Here is a 21755-nt window from a genome sequence, read left to right on the forward strand (position 1 = left end):
AGCTAGTATTTCTTCAGCCCCAACCCTCAGCCACCGCCCGGCGAATCGCTTCCAGCAACATCGCAAACGCCGGGTTGTCGTTGTTCTCCCGCCAGATCAGATGCAGCTCACTCTGCACCCCTTCGCCCAGATCGATATCGCGAAACACCACATTCTTGAACACCACACTGGTAGCGCAACGCGGCACCAGCGCCAGGCCCATGCCGGCGTTGACCAAGGCCAGAATCGTCAGAGAAGAACCCAGCCACTGCACATAATCCGGCGCGACTCGTGCTGAGCGCAGCATGCCGGTCAGCAATTCGTTGAACGGCGGATACGCGGCGTGGGAGTACATCAGGAACGGCTGTTTATCCAGGTCACTGACCGACACTTCAGCCGCCGTTGCCAATGGATGTCCACTCGGCACCGCCAATACAAACGGCTCGCGTACCAGGCATTCGGTGGCGTAGCCCGGCTCCAATAACGGCGCGCGGGCGATGCCCAGATCGATGCGGCGGGCGCGCAGGGCTTCGTGTTGCTGGTAAGTGTTCATTTCCGCCAGATCGATTTTCACCTGCGGCTGTTTGAGTCGTGCCTCGGCGATCACCTTGGGCAGAAACTCATACACCGCGCTGCCGACAAAACTGATGTTCACCGAACCGATATCGCCCTCGGCAAACCGCCGGGCGGTGACTGCCGCTTGTTGCGCGCGTTCCAGCAGGTTCTGTGCTTCGATGAAAAAGGCCCGGCCGGCGGCGGTTAACGCAACACTGCGGGTACTGCGAGTAAACAGTTCGACACCGAGGTGATGCTCGAGCAACTGAATCTGTCGGCTCAGCGGCGGCTGGGTCATGTTCAATCGTTCGGCGGCGCGGCGAAAGTTGAGTTCGGTGGCGACAGTGGTGAAGCAGCGCAGTTGGGTCAATTCGAACATTGATCTAATCCAGGTATCAATCGAATGCCAAGTTAGATTAGACGGGATCAATGATCGCCGTCCATGATCGGCCCATCGCTTTACGCCATCCCTAAAAAAACAAGATCGGGAGTCGCCCCTTGAAAACCCTCCAGAGTCCGCTGGACGTCACGGTTCTCGCCCGTGCCGCCGCCAAGGTCAAGCGCCACGTGCTGCCGCTGTTCGTGGTGATGTTCATCGTCAACTACATCGATCGGGTCAACATCGGTTTCGTGCGCAGCCACATGGAAACCGATCTGGGCATCGGCGCGGCGGCTTATGGCCTCGGCGCCGGTTTGTTCTTTGTGGGCTACGCACTGTTCGAAGTGCCGTCCAACATGCTTCTGCAGCGTTATGGCGCGCGGGTCTGGCTGACGCGGATCATGTTCACCTGGGGCGCAGCGGCCATGGCCATGGCGTTCGTCAGAGGTGAAACCAGTTTCTATGTGTTGCGCTTTATTCTCGGCGCGGCCGAGGCGGGGTTCTTTCCGGGGATCATTTACTACTTCACCCAATGGCTGCCGGCCTCCGAGCGTGGCAAGACCATGGCGGTGTTTCTCAGTGGCTCGGCGATTGCCTCGGTGATTTCCGGCCCGGTGTCCGGTGCGTTGCTGCATATCAGCGGTCTGGGCCTGCATGGCTGGCAGTGGATGTTCCTGATCGAAGGCGCGGCGTCGGTGGTGCTATGCGCATTCGTATGGTTCTGGCTGCAATCGCATCCGCGTCAGGCCAAGTGGTTGAGCGAAGAGGAACGCGAAGCGCTGGTGGCGGCGATTGCCGAGGAACAGCGCGCTCGTGAGGCGTCGCAGGTGGCCAAGTCGTCGATGTTCAAGCTATTGGCGGATCGGCAGATTGCGCTGTTCTGTTTCATCTATTTCTCCATCGCACTGACCATTTACGGCGCGACGTTCTGGCTGCCAAGCATGATCAAGAAGATGGGCAACCTCGGCGACTTCCAGGTTGGCCTGCTCAACTCGATCCCGTGGATCATTTCGATTGTCGCCATGTACGGTTTCGCGGCGATGGCCGGCAAGTGGAAATTCCAGCAAGCCTGGGTCGCGCTGACGCTGGTGATTGCGGCGATCGGCATGTTCATGTCAACCACCGGCGGGCCGATTTTTGCCTTCGTCGCCATCTGTTTCGCCGCCATCGGTTTCAAGGCTGCATCGGCACTGTTCTGGCCGATCCCGCAAAGCTATCTGGATGCGCGTATCGCCGCTGCAGTGATCGCGCTGATCAACTCCATCGGCAACCTCGGCGGTTTCGTTGCGCCGACGGCGTTCGGCATCCTCGAAGAAACCACCGGCTCCATCGAGGGCGGACTTTATGGCTTGGCGGCGACGTCGCTGATCGCTGCGGTGGTGATCTTTTTTGCCCGCACGGCGCCTGGCGCGAAAGGCAAAAACCTCGCAAAGCCGCATGAGGTCACCGCCGTTGTTGCGACGGCCAGCCCGGCCGCGAGCCATTGAATTGATTGTTGATCTGTCAGGAGCGTTATCTTGAAAATCACCCGTGTCACCGTGACCCCGATTGCTTTTCGCGATCCGCCGCTGCTCAACGCCAGCGGCATCCACGAACCCTTCGCCCTGCGCTCGATCATCGAGATCGAAAGCGACAACGGCTATATCGGCCTCGGCGAAAGCTATGGCGATGCCCCGGCGCTGGCGATTCAGCAGCAGTTGCAGGCGCAGCTGATCGGCCTCGATCCGTTCAACCTCAACCAGTTACGCGCGATCGTGCAGGCCACCGTTGCTGCGAACAAACCGGCCAGTCTTGCCGGTGCCGAACTGGCGCCCGGTTCCCACGCCAGCAAAGCGGTGAGCAATGCCTATTCGGCGTTCGAAGTGGCATTTCTCGATTTGCAGGCGCATTACCTGAATGTGCCGCTGGTGGATCTGCTCGGCGGCGCGATTCGCGATGAAGTGCCGTTCAGCGCCTACCTGTTCTTCAAGTACGCACAGCATGTCGATTCGCCGTACAAACCGGACAACTGGGGCGAAGCACTCAGCGAGCAGCAGATCGTTGCGCAGGCCGCGCGGATGATCGAGGCGTACGGTTTCAAGAGCATCAAGCTCAAGGCCGGTACGTTGCCGCCGGAGCATGAAGTGGCGTGCATCAAGGCGTTGAAAAAGGCCTTCCCCGGCTACCCGTTGCGCATCGATCCGAACGGCAACTGGTCACTGGAAACCTCGATTCGCATGGCCGAGTTGCTCGGCGCTGATCTGCAATATTACGAAGACCCGACCCCGGGCCTCGACGGCATGGCCGAACTGCACAAACGCACTGGTCTGCCGCTGGCGACCAATATGGTCGTTACCGATTTCGACGAATTCCGCCGCAGCATCGCGCAAAACAGCGTGCAGATTGTTCTCGCCGACCACCATTACTGGGGCGGCCTGCGCGACACGCAGACGCTGGCAAAGATGTGCGATGTGTTCGGCGTTGGTGTGTCGATGCATTCCAATTCGCACCTGGGCATCAGCCTGATGGCGATGGCGCATGTGGCGGCGGCGGTGCCGAATCTGGATTACGCCTGCGATACGCATTACCCGTGGCAGGAGCCGGATGAAGAAGTGATCAAGGGCGGCAAACTGCCGATTGTCGATGGCTGCGTGAAGATCACCCGAGCGCCGGGGCTTGGGCTGGAACTGGATCAGGATCAGTTGGGCAAGCTGCATGATCAGTACCTGACGTGCGGGATTCGTCAGCGTGATGATGTGCGGCAGATGCAGCGGTACAAGCCGGATTGGAAGGCAGTTAAACCGAGATTTTGAGGTGTCTGAGTTGACGCCATCGCGAGCAGGCTCACTCCTACAGGGAAACGCATTCCAATTGTAGGAGTGAGCCTGCTCGCGATTGGCGTCCTCACGGTTACAACGTTTCTACCAGCCAATCCCGAAACGCTTTCAGCGACGGCAAATTCTCATTGCGCGGCGGATACACCAGGTAATAGCTGCGGCGACTGGTAATCGGCTCGCCCAGTTGCAGCAGTTCACCCTTCAACAACTCATCCTCGACCAGAATCCGCGGCACCAAGCCCACGCCAATATTCGCCCGCACCGCTTGAATCAAGTGCGAAGTCATTTCAAAGCTCGGCCCGATACGCATGCTTCGGTGCGGCAGACCTTGATGGCTGAACCATTCTGCCCACGCCTGCGCATTGCTGCTGACATTGAGCAGCAGTTGCCCGGCGATGTGTTGTTCGGCGTCGTCGCGCTCAGCGTCAGACAGTTGCGCACTGGCAATCACCACCAGTTCCTCGGTGTGCAAGGGCAGGGCGGTCAATCCCGGCCAGTCACCGCCACCGACACAAATCGCCGCGTCAATTTCGCTGGTATCGAAGTCAATCGCTGCGATCCGCGAATGCAAATGCACGGTCATGCCCGGGTGTGCGGTGTAGAAATCCTTCAACCGTGGCAGCAACCATTTCGAGCCGAAGGTCGGCAGCGTCGCCAGGCGCAAGCTGTGAATGCCCGAGCCGAACGCCATGGCCTGCAAGGTCGCGCTGCGAATCTGCCCAAGCGCTTCGGCGAGTTCGCGCTGATACATGCGTCCGACATCGGTCAGCACCACTTGCCGGCCTTCGCGGCTGAACAAGCGCATGCCGAGCATCTTCTCGAGAGTCTGCACCTGACGGCTGACCGCACTCTGGGTCAGCGACAGTTCGTGGGCGGCGCGGGTGTAGCTTTCATGGCGCGCGGCGGCCTCGAAGGCCAGCAATAACGACATGGAGGGGGTGAGCGTGCGCGGATTCATTCGTAAAAGTCATCAATAACGGGTCGAATTTACGGTTGTCCCGGCGTTCGCCAGCAATGAACATGGGCACCATGAGATGGCGGAGCCTGACGCAATCATTCGTTGCGTACAACTGTTCACCGCCACGCGGCCCGATTTGACCGAGATAACCTGACCGATGATTGCCAAGCTGTCCCCCGCCAAAGCCCTGACCAGCGATTACCAGCAGTTCCTCCAAGCCCTGAAAGCCAGTGGCTTTCGCGGTGAGATCAGCGCCGACTACGTCAGCCGCGTGGTGCTGGCGACTGACAACTCGATCTATCAGCGGCTGCCGCAAGCAGTGGTGTTCCCGATGGACGCCGAGGACGTAGCGCGGGTAGCGCGGTTGATCGCCGAGCCGGCGTATCAGCAAGTGGTGATCACCCCGCGCGGTGGCGGCACCGGCACCAACGGCCAATCACTGACCGACGGCATCGTCGTCGATCTGTCGCGGCACATGAACCGCATCCTCGAAATCAACGTAGAGGAACGCTGGGTGCGCGTGCAGGCCGGGGTGGTCAAGGATCAGCTCAACGCCGCGCTGAAATCCGCTGGGCTGTTTTTCGCCCCGGAATTGTCGACATCCAACCGCGCCACCGTGGGCGGCATGATCAACACCGATGCCAGTGGTCAGGGCAGTTGCACTTACGGCAAGACCCGTGATCATGTGCTTGAGCTCGATATGGTCCTGCGCGGCGGTGAGCGTTTGCACGGGTTGCCCCTTGAGGAAAAACAACTTGAAGCACTGTGTGTCCGCGAAGATCGGGTCGGTGAAGTCTATCGCTGCGCGCGGCAGATCGTTGATGAGCAGGGTGAGCTGATCAAACAACGCTTCCCTGATCTCAACCGTTGCCTGACCGGTTATGACTTGGCGCATCTGCGTGAGGCGGACAACCGTTTCAACCTCAACAGCGTGCTGTGCGGCGCGGAAGGTTCGCTGGGATTTGTCGTCGAGGCCCGGCTGAACGTACTACCGATCCCCAAACACACGATGTTGGTGAACATCCGCTACGCCGGGTTCATGGACGCACTGCGCGATGCGCGGGCCTTGATGGCACTTAAGCCATTGTCGATCGAAACCGTCGACTCCAAAGTGCTGTTGCTGGCGATGCAGGACATCGTCTGGCACGGCGTCGCCGAGTATTTCCCGGAAAGCGCCGAGCGCCCGACGTTGGGCATCAATCTGGTGGAGTTCTGCGGTGACGATCCGGAGGATTTGCAGCGCCGGGTCGAAGCGTTCGTCGACCACTTGAGCTGCGACCGCACGGTTGAGCGTTTGGGCCACACGCTGGCGATCGGTCATGCGGCAGTGAACAAGGTCTACGGCATGCGTAAACGTGCGGTGGGCCTGCTCGGCAACGTCGCCGGTGAAGCGCGGCCGCAGCCGTTCGTTGAAGACACCGCAGTGCCGCCGCAGCACTTGGCCGAGTACATCGCCGAGTTGCGCGATTTGCTCGACAGCCACGGTTTGCAGTACGGCATGTTCGGTCACGTCGATGCAGGCGTGCTGCACGTGCGGCCGATTCTCGACATGAAAGACCCGCAACAAGCGGCGCTGGTGCGCCCGGTGTCCGATGGCGTCGCTGCGCTGACCCAGCGTTACGGTGGCCTGCTGTGGGGCGAGCACGGCAAAGGCTTGCGCTCGGAATACGCGCCGGCGTTTTTCGGTGAGCTGTATCCGGCCCTGCAAGCCTTGAAGGCCGCGTTCGACCCGTTCAACCAGTTCAACCCGGGCAAGATCGCCACAGCGGCGAACACCGGCGCCGCACTGCTGAAAATCGACGAAGTGACTCTGCGCGGCGAACTCGACCGGCAGATCGACGAAAAGGTCTGGCAAAGCTACGGCGCGGCCATGCATTGCAACGGCAACGGCGCCTGCTACAACTTCGATCCCGACGACGCGATGTGCCCGTCGTGGAAAGCCACCCGCGAACGTGCTCAGTCGCCCAAGGGCCGCGCCTCGTTGATCCGCGAGTGGCTGCGTTTGCAGGGCGAGGCGGGTGTCGACGTGTTGTCCGATGCGATTCGCAAGCCGGCGTTTTTCAGCACGTTGTGGCAGCGCTGGCGCAACAGCCGTACGCAGGCCGAAGACTTCTCCCATGAAGTTTATGACGCCATGGCCGGTTGCCTGGCGTGCAAGTCCTGCGCGGGGCAGTGCCCGGTGAAGGTCAATGTCCCGGAGTTTCGTTCGCGCTTTCTCGAGCTGTATCACAGCCGTTATCTGCGCCCGGCGCGGGATTACCTGATCGCCTCGCTGGAGTACAGCATCCCGTACATGGCGCGGATTCCGGCGCTGTACAACGGGTTGATGGGCGCCTCATTCGTTCGCAGTTTGCTGGAACGGGTCGGCGGCATGATCGACGTGCCGTTGCTCAGTCGTTTTGATTTCCATGCGGCGATGCGCCGTTGGCAGGTGCAACCGGCGAAGGTTTCGACGTTGTCGGCGCTGACCGAGGCGCAACGTGAACGCAGCGTGGTCATCGTGCAGGACGCGTTCACCCGCTACTTCGAGGCGCCGCTGTTGGCCGATCTGGTCGAATTGATTTCGCGCCTCGGCTATCAGGTGTATCTGGCACCGTTCAGTGCCAACGGCAAGCCGTTGCATGTGCAGGGCTTCCTCTCGGCGTTCAACCGCGTGGCGTTGCGCAATGCGCGGCAGTTGCGTGAATTGGCCGATGTGGGCGTGCCGTTGCTGGGCCTCGATCCGGCCATGACGCTGGTGTATCGCCAGGAATACCTGAAAGTGCCGGGCATGGAGCAATGCCCGGAAGTGGAGCTGGTGCAAGAGTGGTTGCTCAAGGTGATGCCGGAGCAGACGAAACAGGACAACCCCGTGTCGTTCCGATTGCTCGCCCATTGCACCGAGAAAACCAATGCCCCGGCCGCGACCCGGCAGTGGGAGCAAGTGTTCGAGCGTGCGGGTTTGAAGCTGGCCACGCAGGCCACCGGTTGCTGCGGCATGTCTGGGACTTATGGCCACGAGGCGCGCAATCGCCAAACCTCAGCGGTGATCTACGAGCAGTCGTGGGCACGTCAGGTAGACGCGCCGGCAGAGCAGGGCGAAGCGTTGGCCACGGGGTATTCCTGCCGCAGTCAGGTCAAGCGCCAGTCGGATCAGGCACTGCGCCATCCGTTGCAGGTGCTGCTTGAGGGTCAGCGTCGCTGAGGGATTCGTCCGTGTCCTTGTCCCAGATCAGGCGCGGATCGAAGCTCATCGCTGCGAGCATGGTGAACACCACGACCAGGCCGAAAAACAGAATGCCCGGTCGTGGCTCGATATCGCCCAGCGCCTGAAACTTCACGAGTGCTGCGACCAGCGCCACCACCAGCACGTCGAGCATCGACCAATAGCCGATCAGCTCGACGAAGCGGAACAGCTTCGAACGCTCCTTGCGCGCCCAGACGCTGTCGCGTTGCACGGTCATCAGCAGCAATGTCAGGGCGACGAACTTGACTCCCGGCACGGCGATGCTGGCGATGAAAATGATCAGCGCGATGTCCCACGCGCCGTGCTCCCAGAACTCCAGCACGCCACTCATGATCGTGCTGTCGGCGCCGCTGCCGAGCATGGTGGTGTTCATCACCGGCAGCAGATTGGCCGGCACGTAAAACGCCAGCGCCGCGAGCATGTAGGCCCAGGTGCGCGCCAGTGAATTGGTCTTGCGCCGGTGCAGCGGCGCGTCGCAACGCGGGCACTCGTGTGGCTCGTCAGTCATGTCGCAGGCCAGGCCGCAGCTGTGGCACAGGCACAGATTGAGTTCGCTGGCAATCGGTGGCCGTTTCATAGAATGTCCCAGAGGTCGCGGATATCGCGGCCGGCAATCCTGATCATCATCAGGCTCAGCACGGCCAGCGCGAACAGGCCAATGCCGGGCAACACGTCGAGTAGCCCCGCCAGTTTGAACACCGCCACCATCGCTCCCAGCAGACACACCTCAAGCATGCTCCACGGTCGCAGGGTTTCCAGCCAGCGCATGCACAGCTTGAAGCCCGGTGCCCGTCGCGATGACAGCGCGAAGCTGAGCACCCAGATCAGCAGCACCAGTTGAAACGCCGGGGCAATGATGATCGAAATCGCCGCGACCATCGCCATGAACGTGATCGGCCCCTGACTCAGCGCCAGCACCGAATCCCACAGCGTCGCGCTGTTTTTCAGGCCTTTGAGGCTGATGCTCATCACCGGGTAGAAGTTCGCAAACAACCACAGCATCGCCGCCGTGAACGTCAGGGCCAGACGCTGTTCGACGGTCAAACCGTTGAAGCGCTGGAGTACGCCGCCGCAGCGCACGCATGAGGTTTTCTGGTGTTTGGCCAGCACGGCTTTTTCGTACACACAATCGCAGTGCTCGCAAATGATCAGGTGTTCGGTGTTGACCATGGACAACGCTCGACAGCAAGCCGCAAGGGCAGGGGACTTGATCACTATAGAAGCCTGAGGCTATAGGGCAACTTGTGCGGCTGAGGTTTTCTGAGAATCACTATCGATTGAGCTTGGGTTTTTACTGTTTGTTGTTATAAGGTAACGCGAATTTTTAGCGGTGTTCCTGCTGGGCACCTGCTGTTAACCCTTCGATTGCGAAACGCTCATGACGATTGTGCTTCCTCGTTCTGCCCCGTTGGCCACTGGCCGGCTGCTGTCCATTGACGCCCTCAGAGGCCTGGTCATTCTGTTCATGCTGCTCGACCACGTGCGCGAAACCTTTTTGCTGCACCGCCAGGTCAGCGACCCGATGGACATTGCCAGCACCGAACCGGCGCTGTTTTTCAGCCGCACGTTGGCGCATCTGTGTGCGCCGGTGTTTGTGCTGCTGACCGGATTGTCGGCGTGGTTGTTCGGCGAAAAGTACGCGGGCAAGTCTGATGTCAGTGCGTTTCTGTTCAAGCGTGGTCTGTTTCTGGTGCTGCTGGAATTCACCCTGGTGAACTTCGCGTGGACCTTCCAGCTGCCACCGAGCGTGATTTATCTGCAAGTGATCTGGGCGATCGGTTTGAGCATGATCGCCTTGTCGTTGCTGGTCTGGCTGCCGCGCTGGCTGTTGCTGACGTTGAGCCTGATGATCATCGCCGGACACAACCTGCTCGACGCCGTGCATTTTCCAGTGGAGTCGGCGCTGCATGTGCCGTGGGCGATTTTGCATGATCGCGGCTGGATCGACGTCAGCGACACTCTGCGTCTGCGCACCTCCTATCCGTTGTTGCCATGGATCGGTGTGATTGGTCTGGGTTATGCGCTGGGGCCGTGGTTTGCTCGCGGCGTTGAAGCGGGTTTGCGTCACTGGCAACTGCTGATCGCGGGTAGCGCAGGACTGCTTGGCTTTGTCGGGCTGCGGCTGATCAATGGCTATGGCGAAAAACCGTGGGCCGTGGGCGACACGTCGGTGCAAACCTTGATGAGCTTTTTCAACATCACCAAGTACCCGCCGTCGTTGCTGTTTATCGCGCTGACCGTGAGCGTCGGGCTGTTGCTGCTACTGGCATTCGAACGCTTGCAGGATCGTCGCTGGATTCGCTGGTTGACCGTGTTCGGTTCGGCGCCGATGTTTTTCTACCTGCTGCACCTGTACGCGTTGAAGGTGTTGTACCTGATCGGCGTGGCCCTGTTCGGGCTGAATCAGGGCAGCTATTTCGGCTTCTCGTCAGTGGCGGCGATCTGGCTGGCGGCAGCGCTTCTGTCAATTGCGCTGTTCCCGGCCGTGCGCTGGTTCTCGGCATTGAAGGCCCGTCGCCGCGACATCGCCTGGTTGAAGTACCTGTAAGCGCTAGTGCCGGTTGCGCACGAAGTCGATAAACGCTTTGAGCGGTGCTGGCACATGACGCCGGCTCGGGTAGTACAGGTGCAGACCCGGATAGTACGGGCACCAGTCTGCCAGCACTTGCACAAGGCGCCCGCTGGCGAGGTGTTCGCTGACCATGTCTTCGAACACATAGGCCAGGCCCAGCCCTTGCAGCGCGGGGCCGACCATCAGGCTGACATCGCCGAGGGTCAGCGGGCCGTTGACCTCGATTTCCTGGGCGATGCCGCCGCGTTCGAGTTCCCAGCGGTACAGCGAGCCGCTGGGAAAGCGGTGGCGGATGCACGGCAGTGCGTGCAGGTCTTCGGGCTTTTGCGGTGCTGCGTGGCGTTCAAAAAACGCCGGTGAACCAACGACCACCGAGCGCATTGTCGGGCCGATCGGCAGCGACACCATGTCGGCTTCCAGGCGATCGCCGAAGCGCACCCCGGCATCGAATCCATTGGCGACGATATCCAGCAGCGCATCGCTCTCGACCACTTCCAGACGAATGTCCGGATACATCTGCAAAAACTCACTGGCAATCGGCAGCAACACCAGTTCGCAGGCTTGCCGCCCGCAGGTGATGCGCAAGTTGCCCGAGGGTTTATCGCGGAAATGGTTGAGGTCTTCCAGCGCATCGTCGATGTCACGAAAGGCTGGTTTCAATCGCGCGTACAGGCGCTCGCCAGCCTCGGTCAACGCCACGCTGCGAGTGGTGCGATTGAACAGGCGCACGCCTAGACGGTTTTCCAGCGCCTTCACCGAATGGCTCAGGGCGGAGGGCGTCAGACCGAGTTCGATGGCGGCTTTACTGAAGTTCAGGTACTGCGCGGTGCAGAGGAAAACGCTGAGATCCGCCGCCGAAGGTGATTTCATCTGTGAATGCCTTTCACAAAGTCATGCAAAATTGTTGGGATTATCACATCAGTAGCACGGCCTTAAAGTCGCATCAACTCATCAAGAAGACCTGGCACCCTCGCCAAAGGTCGCAGACAGGAGGAGTTGAAATGCGTACCTGGTTTATTACTGGCGCTTCCCGTGGTTTTGGCATCCTCATCGCAGAACGTGCCTTGCGTGCCGGTGACGCGGTGATCGCTACCGCGCGCAACCCGCAAGACATCACCGATCGTCTCGGCGATCAGCCGAACCTGCTGGCGGTGCGTCTCGACGTCACCCGCGAGGACGAAGCGCATCAAGCGGTCGCCGAAGGCATCAAACGTTTTGGCCGTATCGATGTGCTGATCAACAACGCCGGGTTTGGCGTCCTCGGCGCGGTGGAAGAAACCAGCGCCAGCGAGACCGAGCGCTTGTTCGCGACCAACGTGTTCGGCCTGCTCAACGTCACCCGCGCGGTGTTGCCGCATATGCGCGCGCAACGCAGTGGCCGGGTGATCAACATCTCGTCGATCGGCGGCTACCAGGCTTATATGGGCTGGGGTGTTTATGGCTCGACCAAGTTCGCCGTCGAAGGCATCACCGAAGCGTTGCATCAGGAACTGGCGCCGTTGGGCATTCAAGCCACGGTGGTCGAGCCGGGTTTCTTTCGCACCGATTTCCTTGATGAACAGTCGTTGATCAAAACGCAACTTGAGCTGCCGGACTACGACGAAACCGTGGGCAAGATGCGAGTGTTTGCCGAAGCGGCCAATCATGCGCAACCGGGTGATCCGCAGAAGTTCGCCGAGGCGATGCTGACGCTGGTCAATGCACCGAACCCACCGCTGCGCCTGGCGCTGGGAAGTGACACGGTGGCGCGGATCGAGGCGAAGAATCGGCTGGTGGCGCAAGAACTGGTCGAGTGGAATGAGCTGGCGCTGTCCACCGACTTCAACGACTGAACGCCAGAGCTGTGAGAGCTGGGCCGCTCGCTCTCATCTTTTTTGTGCGCAAACTTCAGTGGATTTTTCTGTGTATTTCGCGCCTTGTTCGCTGCGCAACGCAGCTTTGTGATTTCTCAAAGGATGGAACGAATGATTTCTATGACTCAGCCGCACGGAGCGCGCGACAAGTTGCTCATACTCGCGGCCGTGTGCCTCTCAGCACTGGTCTTGCCGTTAAGTTTTACCGGCGGCGCTGTAGCGACACCGGCCATCGGTCGTGACTTGGGCGGCAGTCCGGTGGCGCTGACCTGGATCACCAATGCGTTCATGTTGTCGTTCGGCAGTTTGCTGATGGCCGCCGGCGCGCTGGCTGACGTGTACGGACGCAAACGCCTGTTCACCTTCGGTATGTTGCTGTTTACCGCCGCGTCGTTTGCGCAGAGTCTGGCGCCGTCGGTGTTCTGGCTGGATGTGTTGCGCGCGGTTCAAGGAGTGGCGGGGGCGGCGGCGCTGGCCAGTGGTTCGGCGGCATTGGCGCAGGAGTTCGAAGGCCATGCCCGGACCCGCGCGTACAGCGTGCTCGGTACGACGTTCGGCATCGGTCTGGCGTTCGGACCCTTGGTGGCCGGGGCGTTGATTGAGGCTTTTAACTGGCGGGCGATTTTTGTCTTTACGGCGTTGATCGGTGTGATCGCGATGGTCTTCGGTCTGCCGCGCATGCGCGAAACCCGCGACCCGGATGCCAAAGGGCTGGACTGGCCGGGAACGCTGCTGTTCAGCGCAATGCTGGCGTTGTTCACGTTTGGCCTGATCCAGGCGCCGGACAGTGGTTGGGATAGTCCGCTGGTGATCGGCTTGCTGGGTGCGTCGGCAGTGTTGCTGGCGGCATTCGTACTCGTCGAAATGCGCGTCGAGCGGCCGATGCTCGATCTGACCCTGTTCCGTTATCCGCGATTCATTGGCGTGCAGGTGCTGCCGATCGGCACGTGTTTCTGCTACATCGTGCTGGTGGTGATGTTGCCGCTGCGCTTCATCGGCGTTGAGGGGCTGAGCGAGATCGACGCCGGTCTGCTGTTGCTGGCGTTGTCGGCGCCGATGTTGGTGGTGCCGATGCTGGCCGCGTCGCTGGCGCGCTTTGTATCCGCTGGCATTTTGTCCGGCGCCGGGTTCCTGATTGCCGCCGTGGGCCTGCATTGGCTGAGTCTGTACAACGTCGGTGACGCGAAATTTGCGCTGTTGGTGCCGATGCTGCTGATCGGCATTGGCGCCGGTTTGCCGTGGGGGCTGATGGATGGTTTGTCAGTCAGTGTCGTGCCGAAAGAACGCGCCGGCATGGCAGCGGGCATCTTCAGCACGGTGCGCGTGGCGGGTGAGGGGATTGCTCTGGCAATTGTCGCGGCAGTGCTGGCGACATTGCTGCACGCTGATCTGTCGAGTGCCATGCACGTGGTGGCGGGTAGCGCCGAGGCGTCGCTGATTGCCGAGACCGCGCACCGGGTGACCACGGGTGATATGGCCCATGCGATCAACACCGTTCCCGGGCTGGCCAACGAACGTCTGGTGCAAGGTTATGCGGCGGCGTTTCAGTATCTGCTGCACATCCTGACGGTGATCACCCTCGCATCGGCGGCGGTGGTGCTGGGATTGTTGAGCAAGGATCGCAGCGTCGCAGCACCACAACAGGCAGCCGCATAAACCCAATGTGGGAGCGAGCCTGCTCGCGAAAGCGGACTATCAGTTGGCATAAATGTCGACTGATGCACCGCTATCGCTGGCAAGCCAGCTCCCACAGGTCTTTGTGTCGGGCAGGAATGATGGGGATTACACCGATCAATGTAGGAGTGAGCCTGCTCGCGATGTCGGTGGTTCAGACAATGGAGATGTTGACTGGGCCGGCCTCATCGCGAGCAGGCTCACTCCTACAGGGATTTGTGTTGAGCGAAGAAGTGGAAGCATTGCTGAATATTGTGGGAGCAGGCCAGCTCCCACACTATTCTCCGGTGTCTGGATTATTTGCGATCCAGCCAAACGGTCTGGGCGTTGCAGAACTCGCGCACGCCGAAGTGCGACAGCTCGCGGCCGAAACCACTCTTCTTAACACCACCAAACGTCACACGTGGATCGCTGGCAGAGTAGCCGTTGATGAACACGCCGCCAGTGTCCAGTTCGCTGGTCAGTTGCTGGGCCAGTGCCACGTTGGCGGTGTAAATGGTCGCGGTCAGGCCGAACTCGCTGTCGTTGGCCAGTGCCACGGCATGCGCGCAATCGCGAGCGGTGATGATCGACGCGACCGGGCCGAACAGTTCCTGTTTGAACGAGGTCATGCGGTCCGTGACGTCGGCCAGCACGGTCGGCTCGTAGTAGTTGCCCGGGCCTTCGGACTTGCCGCCGCCAAGCAACAGCGTTGCGCCTTCTTCCAGAGTGTCGCGTACCTGCTGGTCGAGTTCATCGCGCAGGTCGAAGCGCGCCATCGGGCCAATGTAGGTGTCGGCGGACAACGGGTCACCGACCTTCAACTTACGCGTGGCTTCGACGAACTTACGGGTGAATTCTTCAACCACACCTTCTTCGATGATCAGGCGCTTGGCCGCCGCGCAGACCTGACCGGAGTTCTGGTAGCGACCGATGACTGCGGCTTGTACCGCTTCGTCCAGATTGGCGTCGTTGAGCACGATGAATGGATCGGAGCCGCCGAGTTCCAGCACGCATTTCTTCAGCGCGGCACCGGCCTGAGCGCCGATGGCCATGCCGGCACGCACGCTACCGGTCAGCGTTACAGCGGCGATGCGTGGATCGGCAATCGCGGTGGAAACGCCTTCCGGGGTGACGTTGATCACCTCAAAAACACCTTCGGCGAAACCGGCGCGGGTAAAGGCGTCGCGCAGCAGATAGGCGCTGCCCATCACGTTCGGCGCGTGCTTGAGCACGTAAGTGTTACCGGCAATCAGCGCCGGAACGGCACCGCGCAGTACTTGCCAGATCGGGAAGTTCCACGGCATCACCGCGAGAATCGGGCCGAGCGGACGGTACTCGATGCGCGCCTTGCCACCTTCAACCTGCGTCGGCTCAGCGTCGAGCATCGCCGGGCCGTGTTCGGCGTACCACTCGCAGAGCTTGGCGCATTTCTCGATTTCGCCACGGGCCTGAGCGATTGGCTTGCCCATTTCCTGGGTGATCATGGTTGCCATGGCTTCGCTGGTGTCGCGCAGAGCACCGGCGAGGGCGGTCAATAAACGCGAGCGATCCTGCAGCGGCTTGCGCTTCCACTTGCCAAACCCATACGCGGCGCGGGTCAGTGCGGCGTCGAGGGCAGTGGCGGATTCAAACGCGTAATGACCGATCTGCTCGCCGTTGGCGGGGTTGATCGAGATGGCGTGGGTCTGGCTGGAAATCTGGCTCATGACATCGTCCTGCAGGTTCGTCGGATGGGCCTAGAGTAGGGTGGTGTTTGTTTTCTGAAAACTGAATAATAAAGATCGTTTCTTTCACGATTGGAGAATGACTTTGGATCTGGTGCAGCTGGAAATCTTCAAAGCCGTTGCCGAACACGGCAGCATCAGCGCCGCCGCCGCGCAGATCCATCGCGTGCCGTCGAATCTGACCACGCGGATCAAGCAGCTTGAGCAGGATCTGGGTGTTGATCTGTTTATCCGCGAGAAAAGCCGTTTGCGCCTGTCGCCGGCGGGGTGGAGTTTTCTCGAATACGCGCGACGGATTCTCGATCTGGTGCAGGAGGCGCGGGCCACGGTGGCGGGGGAGGAACCGCAGGGCGCGTTTCCGTTAGGTTCGCTGGAAAGCACCGCGGCGGTGCGCATCCCCGAACTGCTGGCGGCGTACAACCAGTTGCATCCCAAAGTCGACCTCGACCTCTCGACCGGGCCCTCGGGGACGATGATCGACGGTGTGCTTTCCGGGCGCCTGGCTGCAGCGTTTGTCGATGGCCCTGTTTTGCATCCAACGCTGGAAGGCGTGCCGGCATTCGAAGAAGAGATGGTCATCATCGCGCCGCTCAATCACGCCCCCGTAAAACGTGCAGCGGATGTGAATGGCGAGAATATCTACGCCTTCCGCTCCAACTGTTCTTACCGTCACCACTTTGAAAAATGGTTCAGCACCGACGACGCTGTGCCGGGCAAGATCTTCGAAATGGAGTCCTACCACGGCATGCTCGCCTGTGTCAGCGCCGGTGCCGGTCTGGCGCTGATGCCGCGCAAAATGCTGCAGAGCATGCCCGGCAGCGCCACGGTCAGCGTCTGGCCATTGGCGGCGGATTTTCGCTATCTGACCACGTGGCTGGTGTGGCGGCGGGGCACGGTGTCGCGCAGTTTGAGCATGTTTGTGCGTTTGCTGGAACAGCGCGGGGTCGTGCGCGCAGACGCATGATCGCGTCTGCCGCGCACTGGATCGCCGTTATTGCCCGTCGACGCTGCGCGGCAGATTCTGCGGATTCCCCTCGCGCAACACCTCTGGCAGCAATTCATCGGGAAACCCCTGATAAGCCACGGGCCGCAAGAAGCGTTCGATCGAGGTCATGCCGACCGACGTGAAGCGGCTGTCCGATGTGGCCGGAAAAGGGCCGCCGTGCACCGTAGCAAAGGTCACTTCCTGTGGGTGGGCGAAGGCGTTGACCACGATGCGTCCGGTGCGCCGTTCGAGAATCGGCAGCAGGCGCCGCGCGAATTCCAGGTCCGTATTTTCAAGGTGGATGGCGGCGCTGAGCTGTCCCCTGAACGAGCGGGCGACCGCCAGCAGTTCCTCGGCATCACTGACCGCCACCAGCAGCGCCGAGGGGCCGAACACTTCTTGGGCCAGTGCCGGTTCGCTAAGTAATTGGTGCCCATCGACTTCCAGCAACGCAGCACGCCCGGCGAGCGGGGCATCGCCCGATGTGCCTGCCGCGATCACCTGCGCGCCGGCACTTTCCATTGCCACCAGACCCTCAACGTAGGCGCCATGAATACCCGGCGTCAGCATCGTTCGCGCCGGCGCCTCACTGACCCGTTTGCGCATGGCGTTGCGCAGCTCTTCAAACCCCGCACCGCGGATGGCGATCAGGATCGACGGACACAAACAGGCCTGCCCGACGTTGACCAGCATTCGTTCGATGAAGCCGTCACCGATTTTGGCGCCGCGTACCGCCAGCGCCTCGGGCAGGATGAAGGTCGGGTTGACGCTGGTCATTTCGGTGAACACCGGGATTGGCTCGGGGCGCAATTGCGCGCGGCGATAGAGCGCCATGCCACCCGGTTCGGAGCCGGTGAAGGTCACGGCTTTGATCAACGGATGATCGACTAGCGCTTCGCCAGTGGCATTGCCGCCGCCACGCACCATCGAGAAAACACCTTCGGGCAAGCCATGCGCCTGCGCAGCTTTACGAATGGCCCGCGCCTGAATTTCCGAAGCGCCGGGATGCGCGTTGTGCGCCTTGAGAATCACCGGCGCCCCGGCCGCCAATGCCGACGCGGTATCGCCGCCCGCCACCGAATAGGCAATCGGAAAGTTGCTCGCGCCGAAAATCGCCACCGGGCCGATGGCGATTTTTTGCAGGCGATGATCCATCCGTGGGCGCGGCTGACGCTGGGGTTGCGCCGGGTCGATCGCCAGTTGCAGAAAGCGGCCCCGGCGCACCACGTCGGCGAACTGGCGGAACTGGGTCGCTGCTCGCAAAGCTTCGCCCTCAAGCTGAGCTTCGGGCAGTCCGGTTTCCAGTGCCGCGCGTGCCGCCAGTTCGCTGCGTACTGCGTCGAGGTTGTCAGCGATGCTCTCGAGGAACGCGGCACGCTCGGCCAGCGAGGTGTGGCTGTAGCGGTCGAACGCTGCGTCGGCGAGAGTTACTGCCTGATCAACCTGTGCCGCACCGCCGAAAGCAAAGTCCGGCTCGATCAATTGATCAGTGGCCGGGTTCAGCGCTTTCATCGTGCCTTCGGTGGCGGCGACATCCGCCGCGCCGATCAGCAAATGGCCGGTCAGATTCATTGCGCTTCACCCTGGGATTGGAGGTTGGCAATCAGTTCGTTCGTGCTGGCAATGACGTGAGCAAATGTCGGGCCGTTGAGTTCGTGGGCGGCGTGCATCATTTCCGCTTTGAAAGCTGCTGTCGCATCGCGGACCAGAGTGACGTGGTAGCCCAGTTCCGCGGCATAGCGCGCGGTGGCTTCGATGCAGGTGTTGGCCAACAGGCCGACGATGATCACGTGGGTGACGCCTTGCTGTTTCAGGCGAAAATCCAGGTCGGTGTTGGCGAAACCACTGGAGCCCCAGTGTTCCTGAACCACGATATCGCCGTCCTTCGGCGCAAAATCCGGGTGCCATTCACCGCCCCATTCGCCACGGGCAAAATGGTGCATGTGCATGATCTTGCATTGGGTCGGGGTCGGGTGATCCCAGGTTTCGTAGTCGCCTTTTTCCCAGCGGTGATGGGGTACGATGACCACCGGAATTTTCAGCTCGCGCACCGTGCGGTCGAGTTTGCGCAGGTTGTCGAGCAGGCCGTTCTGTTCAGCCATCGGTTTGATCAGCGGGAATATCTTGCCGCCATCCGAAAGAAAATCGTTGTATGGATCGACCAACAGATAGGCGGTTCTGTCCAGCGGGTAGGAGGTATTCGACATGGCAGCTTGCTCCGGCAATGGGATTATCGGTGCACAGGGCTTGTCCCGGCATCTTGTAGATATGATAATCATAGTAACTGTAAAAGAGGCAAGCCCTGATGGCAGTAAACGATAGTCTTCCTGACACGCTGTGCCCGATCTCCCGGGCCGAGACGATCGTCGGCGACCGCTGGACCGTGCTGGTTTTGCGCGAGTTGTTCATGGCCAATCATCGCTATGACGAGATCCAGGCGCAGACCGGCGGTACGCCGCAAATGGTCGCCGCGCGGCTGAAATGTCTGGAAGCGGATGGGCTGGTTGAGCGGCGCTTGTACAACGAGCGGCCGAAACGCTATGAGTACCACCTCACCGCGAAAGGCGAGGCGTTCTACCCGGTAATCATCGCGTTGCGGGCGTGGGGAGAAACCTGGTGCAAGGCACCGGAGGAGGGGGTGGCGGTGAACATGACCCACAAAAACTGCAACCACGACGCCGGCCTCGGGCCGCTGTGCGAGCACTGTGGCGAACCCTTGCGTCGGGAAGATCTGATCAGCCAGCCACAAGCAGCCTACGCCGCCGAACGGCAGGCGCGGCGTGAGGCGTTCAAAGGCAAATAACCTCGATCACGGCGTACCGTTGCGACCGTGCAGCACGTAGCCGGGACGCAGGCTCAGACGCTCGTAGTAGGCTTTCACCGCAGCAAAATCCGGGTGAGCCAGTGGCGTTTCGAACCAGCGATTCACAGACAGCCCGATGGGAATGTCCGCCAGGGAAAACTGTTCGCCGCTGACGTAGGCGCCGGTCTTTTCCAGTTGTCGGTCGAGGATGGCCATGGTCTTCGACCATTGCTCAATGCCGTTCGCCAGCGCGGCATTGTCCTGATAGTCGGGCGACTGGCGCACCAGCGACATGAAGGCGTACGACCACGAGCGATTCAGCTCCGACGCTTGCCAGTCGACCCACTGATCCACCCGCGCCCGTGTTTGCGTGTCAGTCGGATAAAGGTGCGAACCGTCAAAACGTGCGGCCAGATAACGAATGATCGTGTTCGACTCCCACAAGGTGAAATCACCGTCCTGAATCACCGGCACCATGGCACAGGGATTGAGCGCGAGAAACTCCGAATCGTTCGTCGATCTGAACCCCGATCCCCAGTCTTCACGCTCGAAAGGAATGTGCAATTCAGCGCAAGTCCACAGCACTTTGCGCACGTTGATCGATGAGGCTTTACCGAGTATTCGCAGCATTGGATGTCCCTTACCCAATCGTCGTCAGGCGTAAACAAATACCACACCGCAACGGAGAAGGCCCGCACAGTGCGGGCCTTCTTTTTCAGCGCATCAATCTCACAGATTGCCCGCCAGTTTTCCGCCCATCATCCGCCGACGGTAAGACGTGTCGCGATTGGCCAGCCAGAAATACAACGGCGAGGTCACCAACAGTCCAACCAGCCACGACAGATCCGCACCGTTGATGTGCGCCGACACCGGGCCGACGTACAGCGGCGTGTTCATGAACGGGATCTGCACGGCGATGCCGATCGCGTAGGCCAGCAAGGCCTGCGGGTTGTAGCGCCCGTAGATACCACCGTCGACCTGGAAGATCGACTGGATGTCGTACTGGCCTTTGTGGATCGCATAGAAGTCGATCAGGTTGATCGCCGTCCACGGCACCAACACCACCAGCAACACCAGCACCATGTCGACGAAGTGGCCGATGAAATCTTTCGAGGCACCCACGGCGGCAAAGCAACAGGCCAGCAACACGATGGTCGAGATGACCGCGCGGCTCTTGGCGGTGGGGATCCAGCGGTAGGCAAAGGTTTGCACCAGGGTGATCAGCGACAGCACCGCGCCGTACAGGTTGAGGGCGTTGTGGCTGATCACGCTGAGCAGAAACAGCACCAGCATCAGCGGGCCAATGGAACCGGTGGCGAGTTTCACTGCATCCATGGTGTCCATGCCGACGGGCGTCGCCAGCACCGCGACGGCGCCGAAAATAAACGCCAGACTCGAACCGAGCGCCGACCCCAAGTACGTGGTCCAGAAGGTCGACGAGACTTTGACGTCGGCCGGCAAGTACCGCGAATAATCGGACACGTAGGGCGCAAATGCGATCTGCCAAAGCGCGGCCAGCGACACGGTGGCCAGCCAACCGGAGAGGTTGAAGCTGCCCCGGGTGAGGAAGTCATCGGTTTGAATATGAGTGAAGATGTAGCCGAAACCGACAACGATGCCGATCCCCAACACCCAGGTGCCGATGCGGTTGAGTACATGGATAAAGCGGTAGCCAATGATGCCGATGATTCCCGAACCGACTGCCCCAATGACGATACCGACCGGCACCGGAACGCTGTCGACCACGCCATGCAACGACTTGCCGGCCAGCACGATGTTGGAAGCGAAAAAGCCGATGTACATGACGCCGGCAATCAACACCACCAGCAAGGCGCCGAGGGAGCCGAACTGCGCGCGGCTCTGGATCATCTGCGGAATGCCCATCTGCGGGCCTTGCGCCGAGTGCAGCGCCATCAGCACGCCACCGACCAGATGGCCGACCAGAATGGCGACGATGCCCCAGAGCAGATTCAAGTGAAACAACTGCACGCCCAGCGCACCGGTAACGATGGGCAACGGCGCGATGTTGCCGCCGAACCAGAGCGTGAACAGATCCCTGACCTTTCCGTGTCGATCTTCGGGGGGCACGTATCCTATCGTGTGTTTTTCAATCAGCGGAGCGGAGGTTGCTGCAGGGGTAGCCATGACGAACTCCAAGGCAAGGATGAGTACGTGGACGTACTTCGGCAAGCGCCGGCACGGGCGGCGCATTTCTTGTTGAAGCGATCATGTGCAAAGCACCGCGAGAG

General features: G+C 60.7%; 18 protein-coding genes. 8 read left to right on the top strand and 10 right to left on the bottom strand.

Going from position 1 to position 21755, the window contains the following annotated elements; translation table 11 throughout:
• Positions 1–13: 13 nt before the first annotated feature.
• Complete coding sequence (locus tag CKW17_RS14410) at positions 14–913, bottom strand: LysR substrate-binding domain-containing protein (protein ID WP_095120343.1); 900 nt, start codon at positions 911–913, stop codon at positions 14–16.
• A 119-nt stretch (positions 914–1032) separates the two neighbouring features.
• Here CKW17_RS14410 and CKW17_RS14415 point away from each other — a divergent pair, with 119 nt between their 5' ends.
• Together CKW17_RS14415 and CKW17_RS14420 are read left to right on the top strand one after the other, a co-directional pair.
• Positions 1033–2400: an MFS transporter gene (locus CKW17_RS14415; protein ID WP_095120344.1), complete on the top strand. Its 1368-nt coding sequence runs from the start codon at positions 1033–1035 to the stop codon at positions 2398–2400.
• Positions 2401–2430: 30 nt separating this feature from the next.
• A complete protein-coding gene (locus CKW17_RS14420) occupies positions 2431–3705 on the top strand; it encodes a glucarate dehydratase family protein (RefSeq protein ID WP_095120345.1) in 1275 nt (424 codons plus the stop codon).
• A gap of 97 nt (positions 3706–3802) precedes the next feature.
• Here the strand turns inward: CKW17_RS14420 and CKW17_RS14425 are convergent, their stop codons facing one another.
• Positions 3803–4687, bottom strand: a complete 885-nt coding sequence (locus tag CKW17_RS14425) for a LysR substrate-binding domain-containing protein (protein WP_095120346.1) — start codon at positions 4685–4687, stop codon at positions 3803–3805.
• Positions 4688–4844: 157 nt separating this feature from the next.
• On the opposite strand from CKW17_RS14425, the gene CKW17_RS14430 reads away from it, so the two are divergent.
• The gene (locus CKW17_RS14430) at positions 4845–7871 is read left to right on the top strand and encodes an FAD-binding and (Fe-S)-binding domain-containing protein (protein ID WP_095120347.1); all 3027 of its coding nucleotides are present in this window, start codon (positions 4845–4847) and stop codon (positions 7869–7871) included.
• On the opposite strand, the gene CKW17_RS14435 is transcribed toward CKW17_RS14430, so the two are convergent.
• Positions 7804–8490 carry a paraquat-inducible protein A gene (locus CKW17_RS14435; protein ID WP_095120348.1) on the bottom strand — a complete coding sequence of 229 codons (687 nt, stop codon included), beginning with the start codon at positions 8488–8490 and terminating at the stop codon, positions 7804–7806. The genes CKW17_RS14430 and CKW17_RS14435 overlap by 68 nt on opposite strands.
• Entirely contained in the window at positions 8487–9083 is a 597-nt protein-coding gene (locus CKW17_RS14440; protein ID WP_077573324.1) for a paraquat-inducible protein A, read from the bottom strand. Before CKW17_RS14440 ends, CKW17_RS14435 begins: the two co-directional genes overlap by 4 nt.
• A 208-nt stretch (positions 9084–9291) precedes the next feature.
• On the opposite strand from CKW17_RS14440, the gene CKW17_RS14445 reads away from it, so the two are divergent.
• On the top strand, positions 9292–10461 hold the full coding sequence (locus tag CKW17_RS14445; RefSeq protein WP_095120349.1) for a DUF1624 domain-containing protein: 1170 nt from the start codon (positions 9292–9294) through the stop codon (positions 10459–10461).
• A 3-nt stretch (positions 10462–10464) separates the two neighbouring features.
• Here the strand turns inward: CKW17_RS14445 and CKW17_RS14450 are convergent, their stop codons facing one another.
• The gene (locus CKW17_RS14450) at positions 10465–11355 is read right to left on the bottom strand and encodes a LysR family transcriptional regulator (protein WP_095120350.1); all 891 of its coding nucleotides are present in this window, start codon (positions 11353–11355) and stop codon (positions 10465–10467) included.
• Positions 11356–11486: 131 nt separating this feature from the next.
• On the opposite strand from CKW17_RS14450, the gene CKW17_RS14455 reads away from it, so the two are divergent.
• The gene (locus CKW17_RS14455; RefSeq protein WP_095120351.1) at positions 11487–12317 is read left to right on the top strand and encodes an oxidoreductase; all 831 of its coding nucleotides are present in this window, start codon (positions 11487–11489) and stop codon (positions 12315–12317) included.
• 132 nt (positions 12318–12449) lie between these two features.
• On the top strand, positions 12450–13994 hold the full coding sequence (locus CKW17_RS14460) for an MFS transporter (RefSeq protein WP_095120352.1): 1545 nt from the start codon (positions 12450–12452) through the stop codon (positions 13992–13994).
• 314 nt (positions 13995–14308) lie between these two features.
• On the opposite strand, the gene CKW17_RS14465 is transcribed toward CKW17_RS14460, so the two are convergent.
• On the bottom strand, positions 14309–15700 hold the full coding sequence (locus CKW17_RS14465; RefSeq protein WP_095120353.1) for an aldehyde dehydrogenase family protein: 1392 nt from the start codon (positions 15698–15700) through the stop codon (positions 14309–14311).
• A 103-nt stretch (positions 15701–15803) separates the two neighbouring features.
• Between CKW17_RS14465 and CKW17_RS14470 the strand changes: the two genes are divergently transcribed.
• Positions 15804–16682 (top strand): LysR family transcriptional regulator, encoded by an 879-nt coding sequence (locus CKW17_RS14470; protein ID WP_095120406.1) that lies wholly within the window; start codon positions 15804–15806, stop codon positions 16680–16682.
• A 27-nt stretch (positions 16683–16709) separates the two neighbouring features.
• Here CKW17_RS14470 and CKW17_RS14475 read toward each other — a convergent pair whose 3' ends face one another.
• Positions 16710–18275 carry an aldehyde dehydrogenase (NADP(+)) gene (locus tag CKW17_RS14475; RefSeq protein WP_095120354.1) on the bottom strand — a complete coding sequence of 522 codons (1566 nt, stop codon included), beginning with the start codon at positions 18273–18275 and terminating at the stop codon, positions 16710–16712.
• Entirely contained in the window at positions 18272–18910 is a 639-nt protein-coding gene (locus tag CKW17_RS14480; RefSeq protein ID WP_095120355.1) for an isochorismatase family cysteine hydrolase, read from the bottom strand. Before CKW17_RS14480 ends, CKW17_RS14475 begins: the two co-directional genes overlap by 4 nt.
• 98 nt (positions 18911–19008) lie before the next feature.
• On the opposite strand from CKW17_RS14480, the gene CKW17_RS14485 reads away from it, so the two are divergent.
• The gene (locus tag CKW17_RS14485; RefSeq protein ID WP_095120356.1) at positions 19009–19506 is read left to right on the top strand and encodes a helix-turn-helix domain-containing protein; all 498 of its coding nucleotides are present in this window, start codon (positions 19009–19011) and stop codon (positions 19504–19506) included.
• Between the two features lie 6 nt (positions 19507–19512).
• Here the strand turns inward: CKW17_RS14485 and CKW17_RS14490 are convergent, their stop codons facing one another.
• The gene (locus CKW17_RS14490) at positions 19513–20136 is read right to left on the bottom strand and encodes a glutathione S-transferase family protein (RefSeq protein ID WP_095120357.1); all 624 of its coding nucleotides are present in this window, start codon (positions 20134–20136) and stop codon (positions 19513–19515) included.
• A 99-nt stretch (positions 20137–20235) separates the two neighbouring features.
• Entirely contained in the window at positions 20236–21651 is a 1416-nt protein-coding gene (locus tag CKW17_RS14495; RefSeq protein WP_095120358.1) for a cytosine permease, read from the bottom strand.
• Positions 21652–21755: the final 104 nt, after the last annotated feature.

This window comes from Pseudomonas sp. Irchel s3f10 (assembly GCF_900187515.1).
GTDB lineage: Bacteria > Pseudomonadota > Gammaproteobacteria > Pseudomonadales > Pseudomonadaceae > Aquipseudomonas > Aquipseudomonas tensinigenes.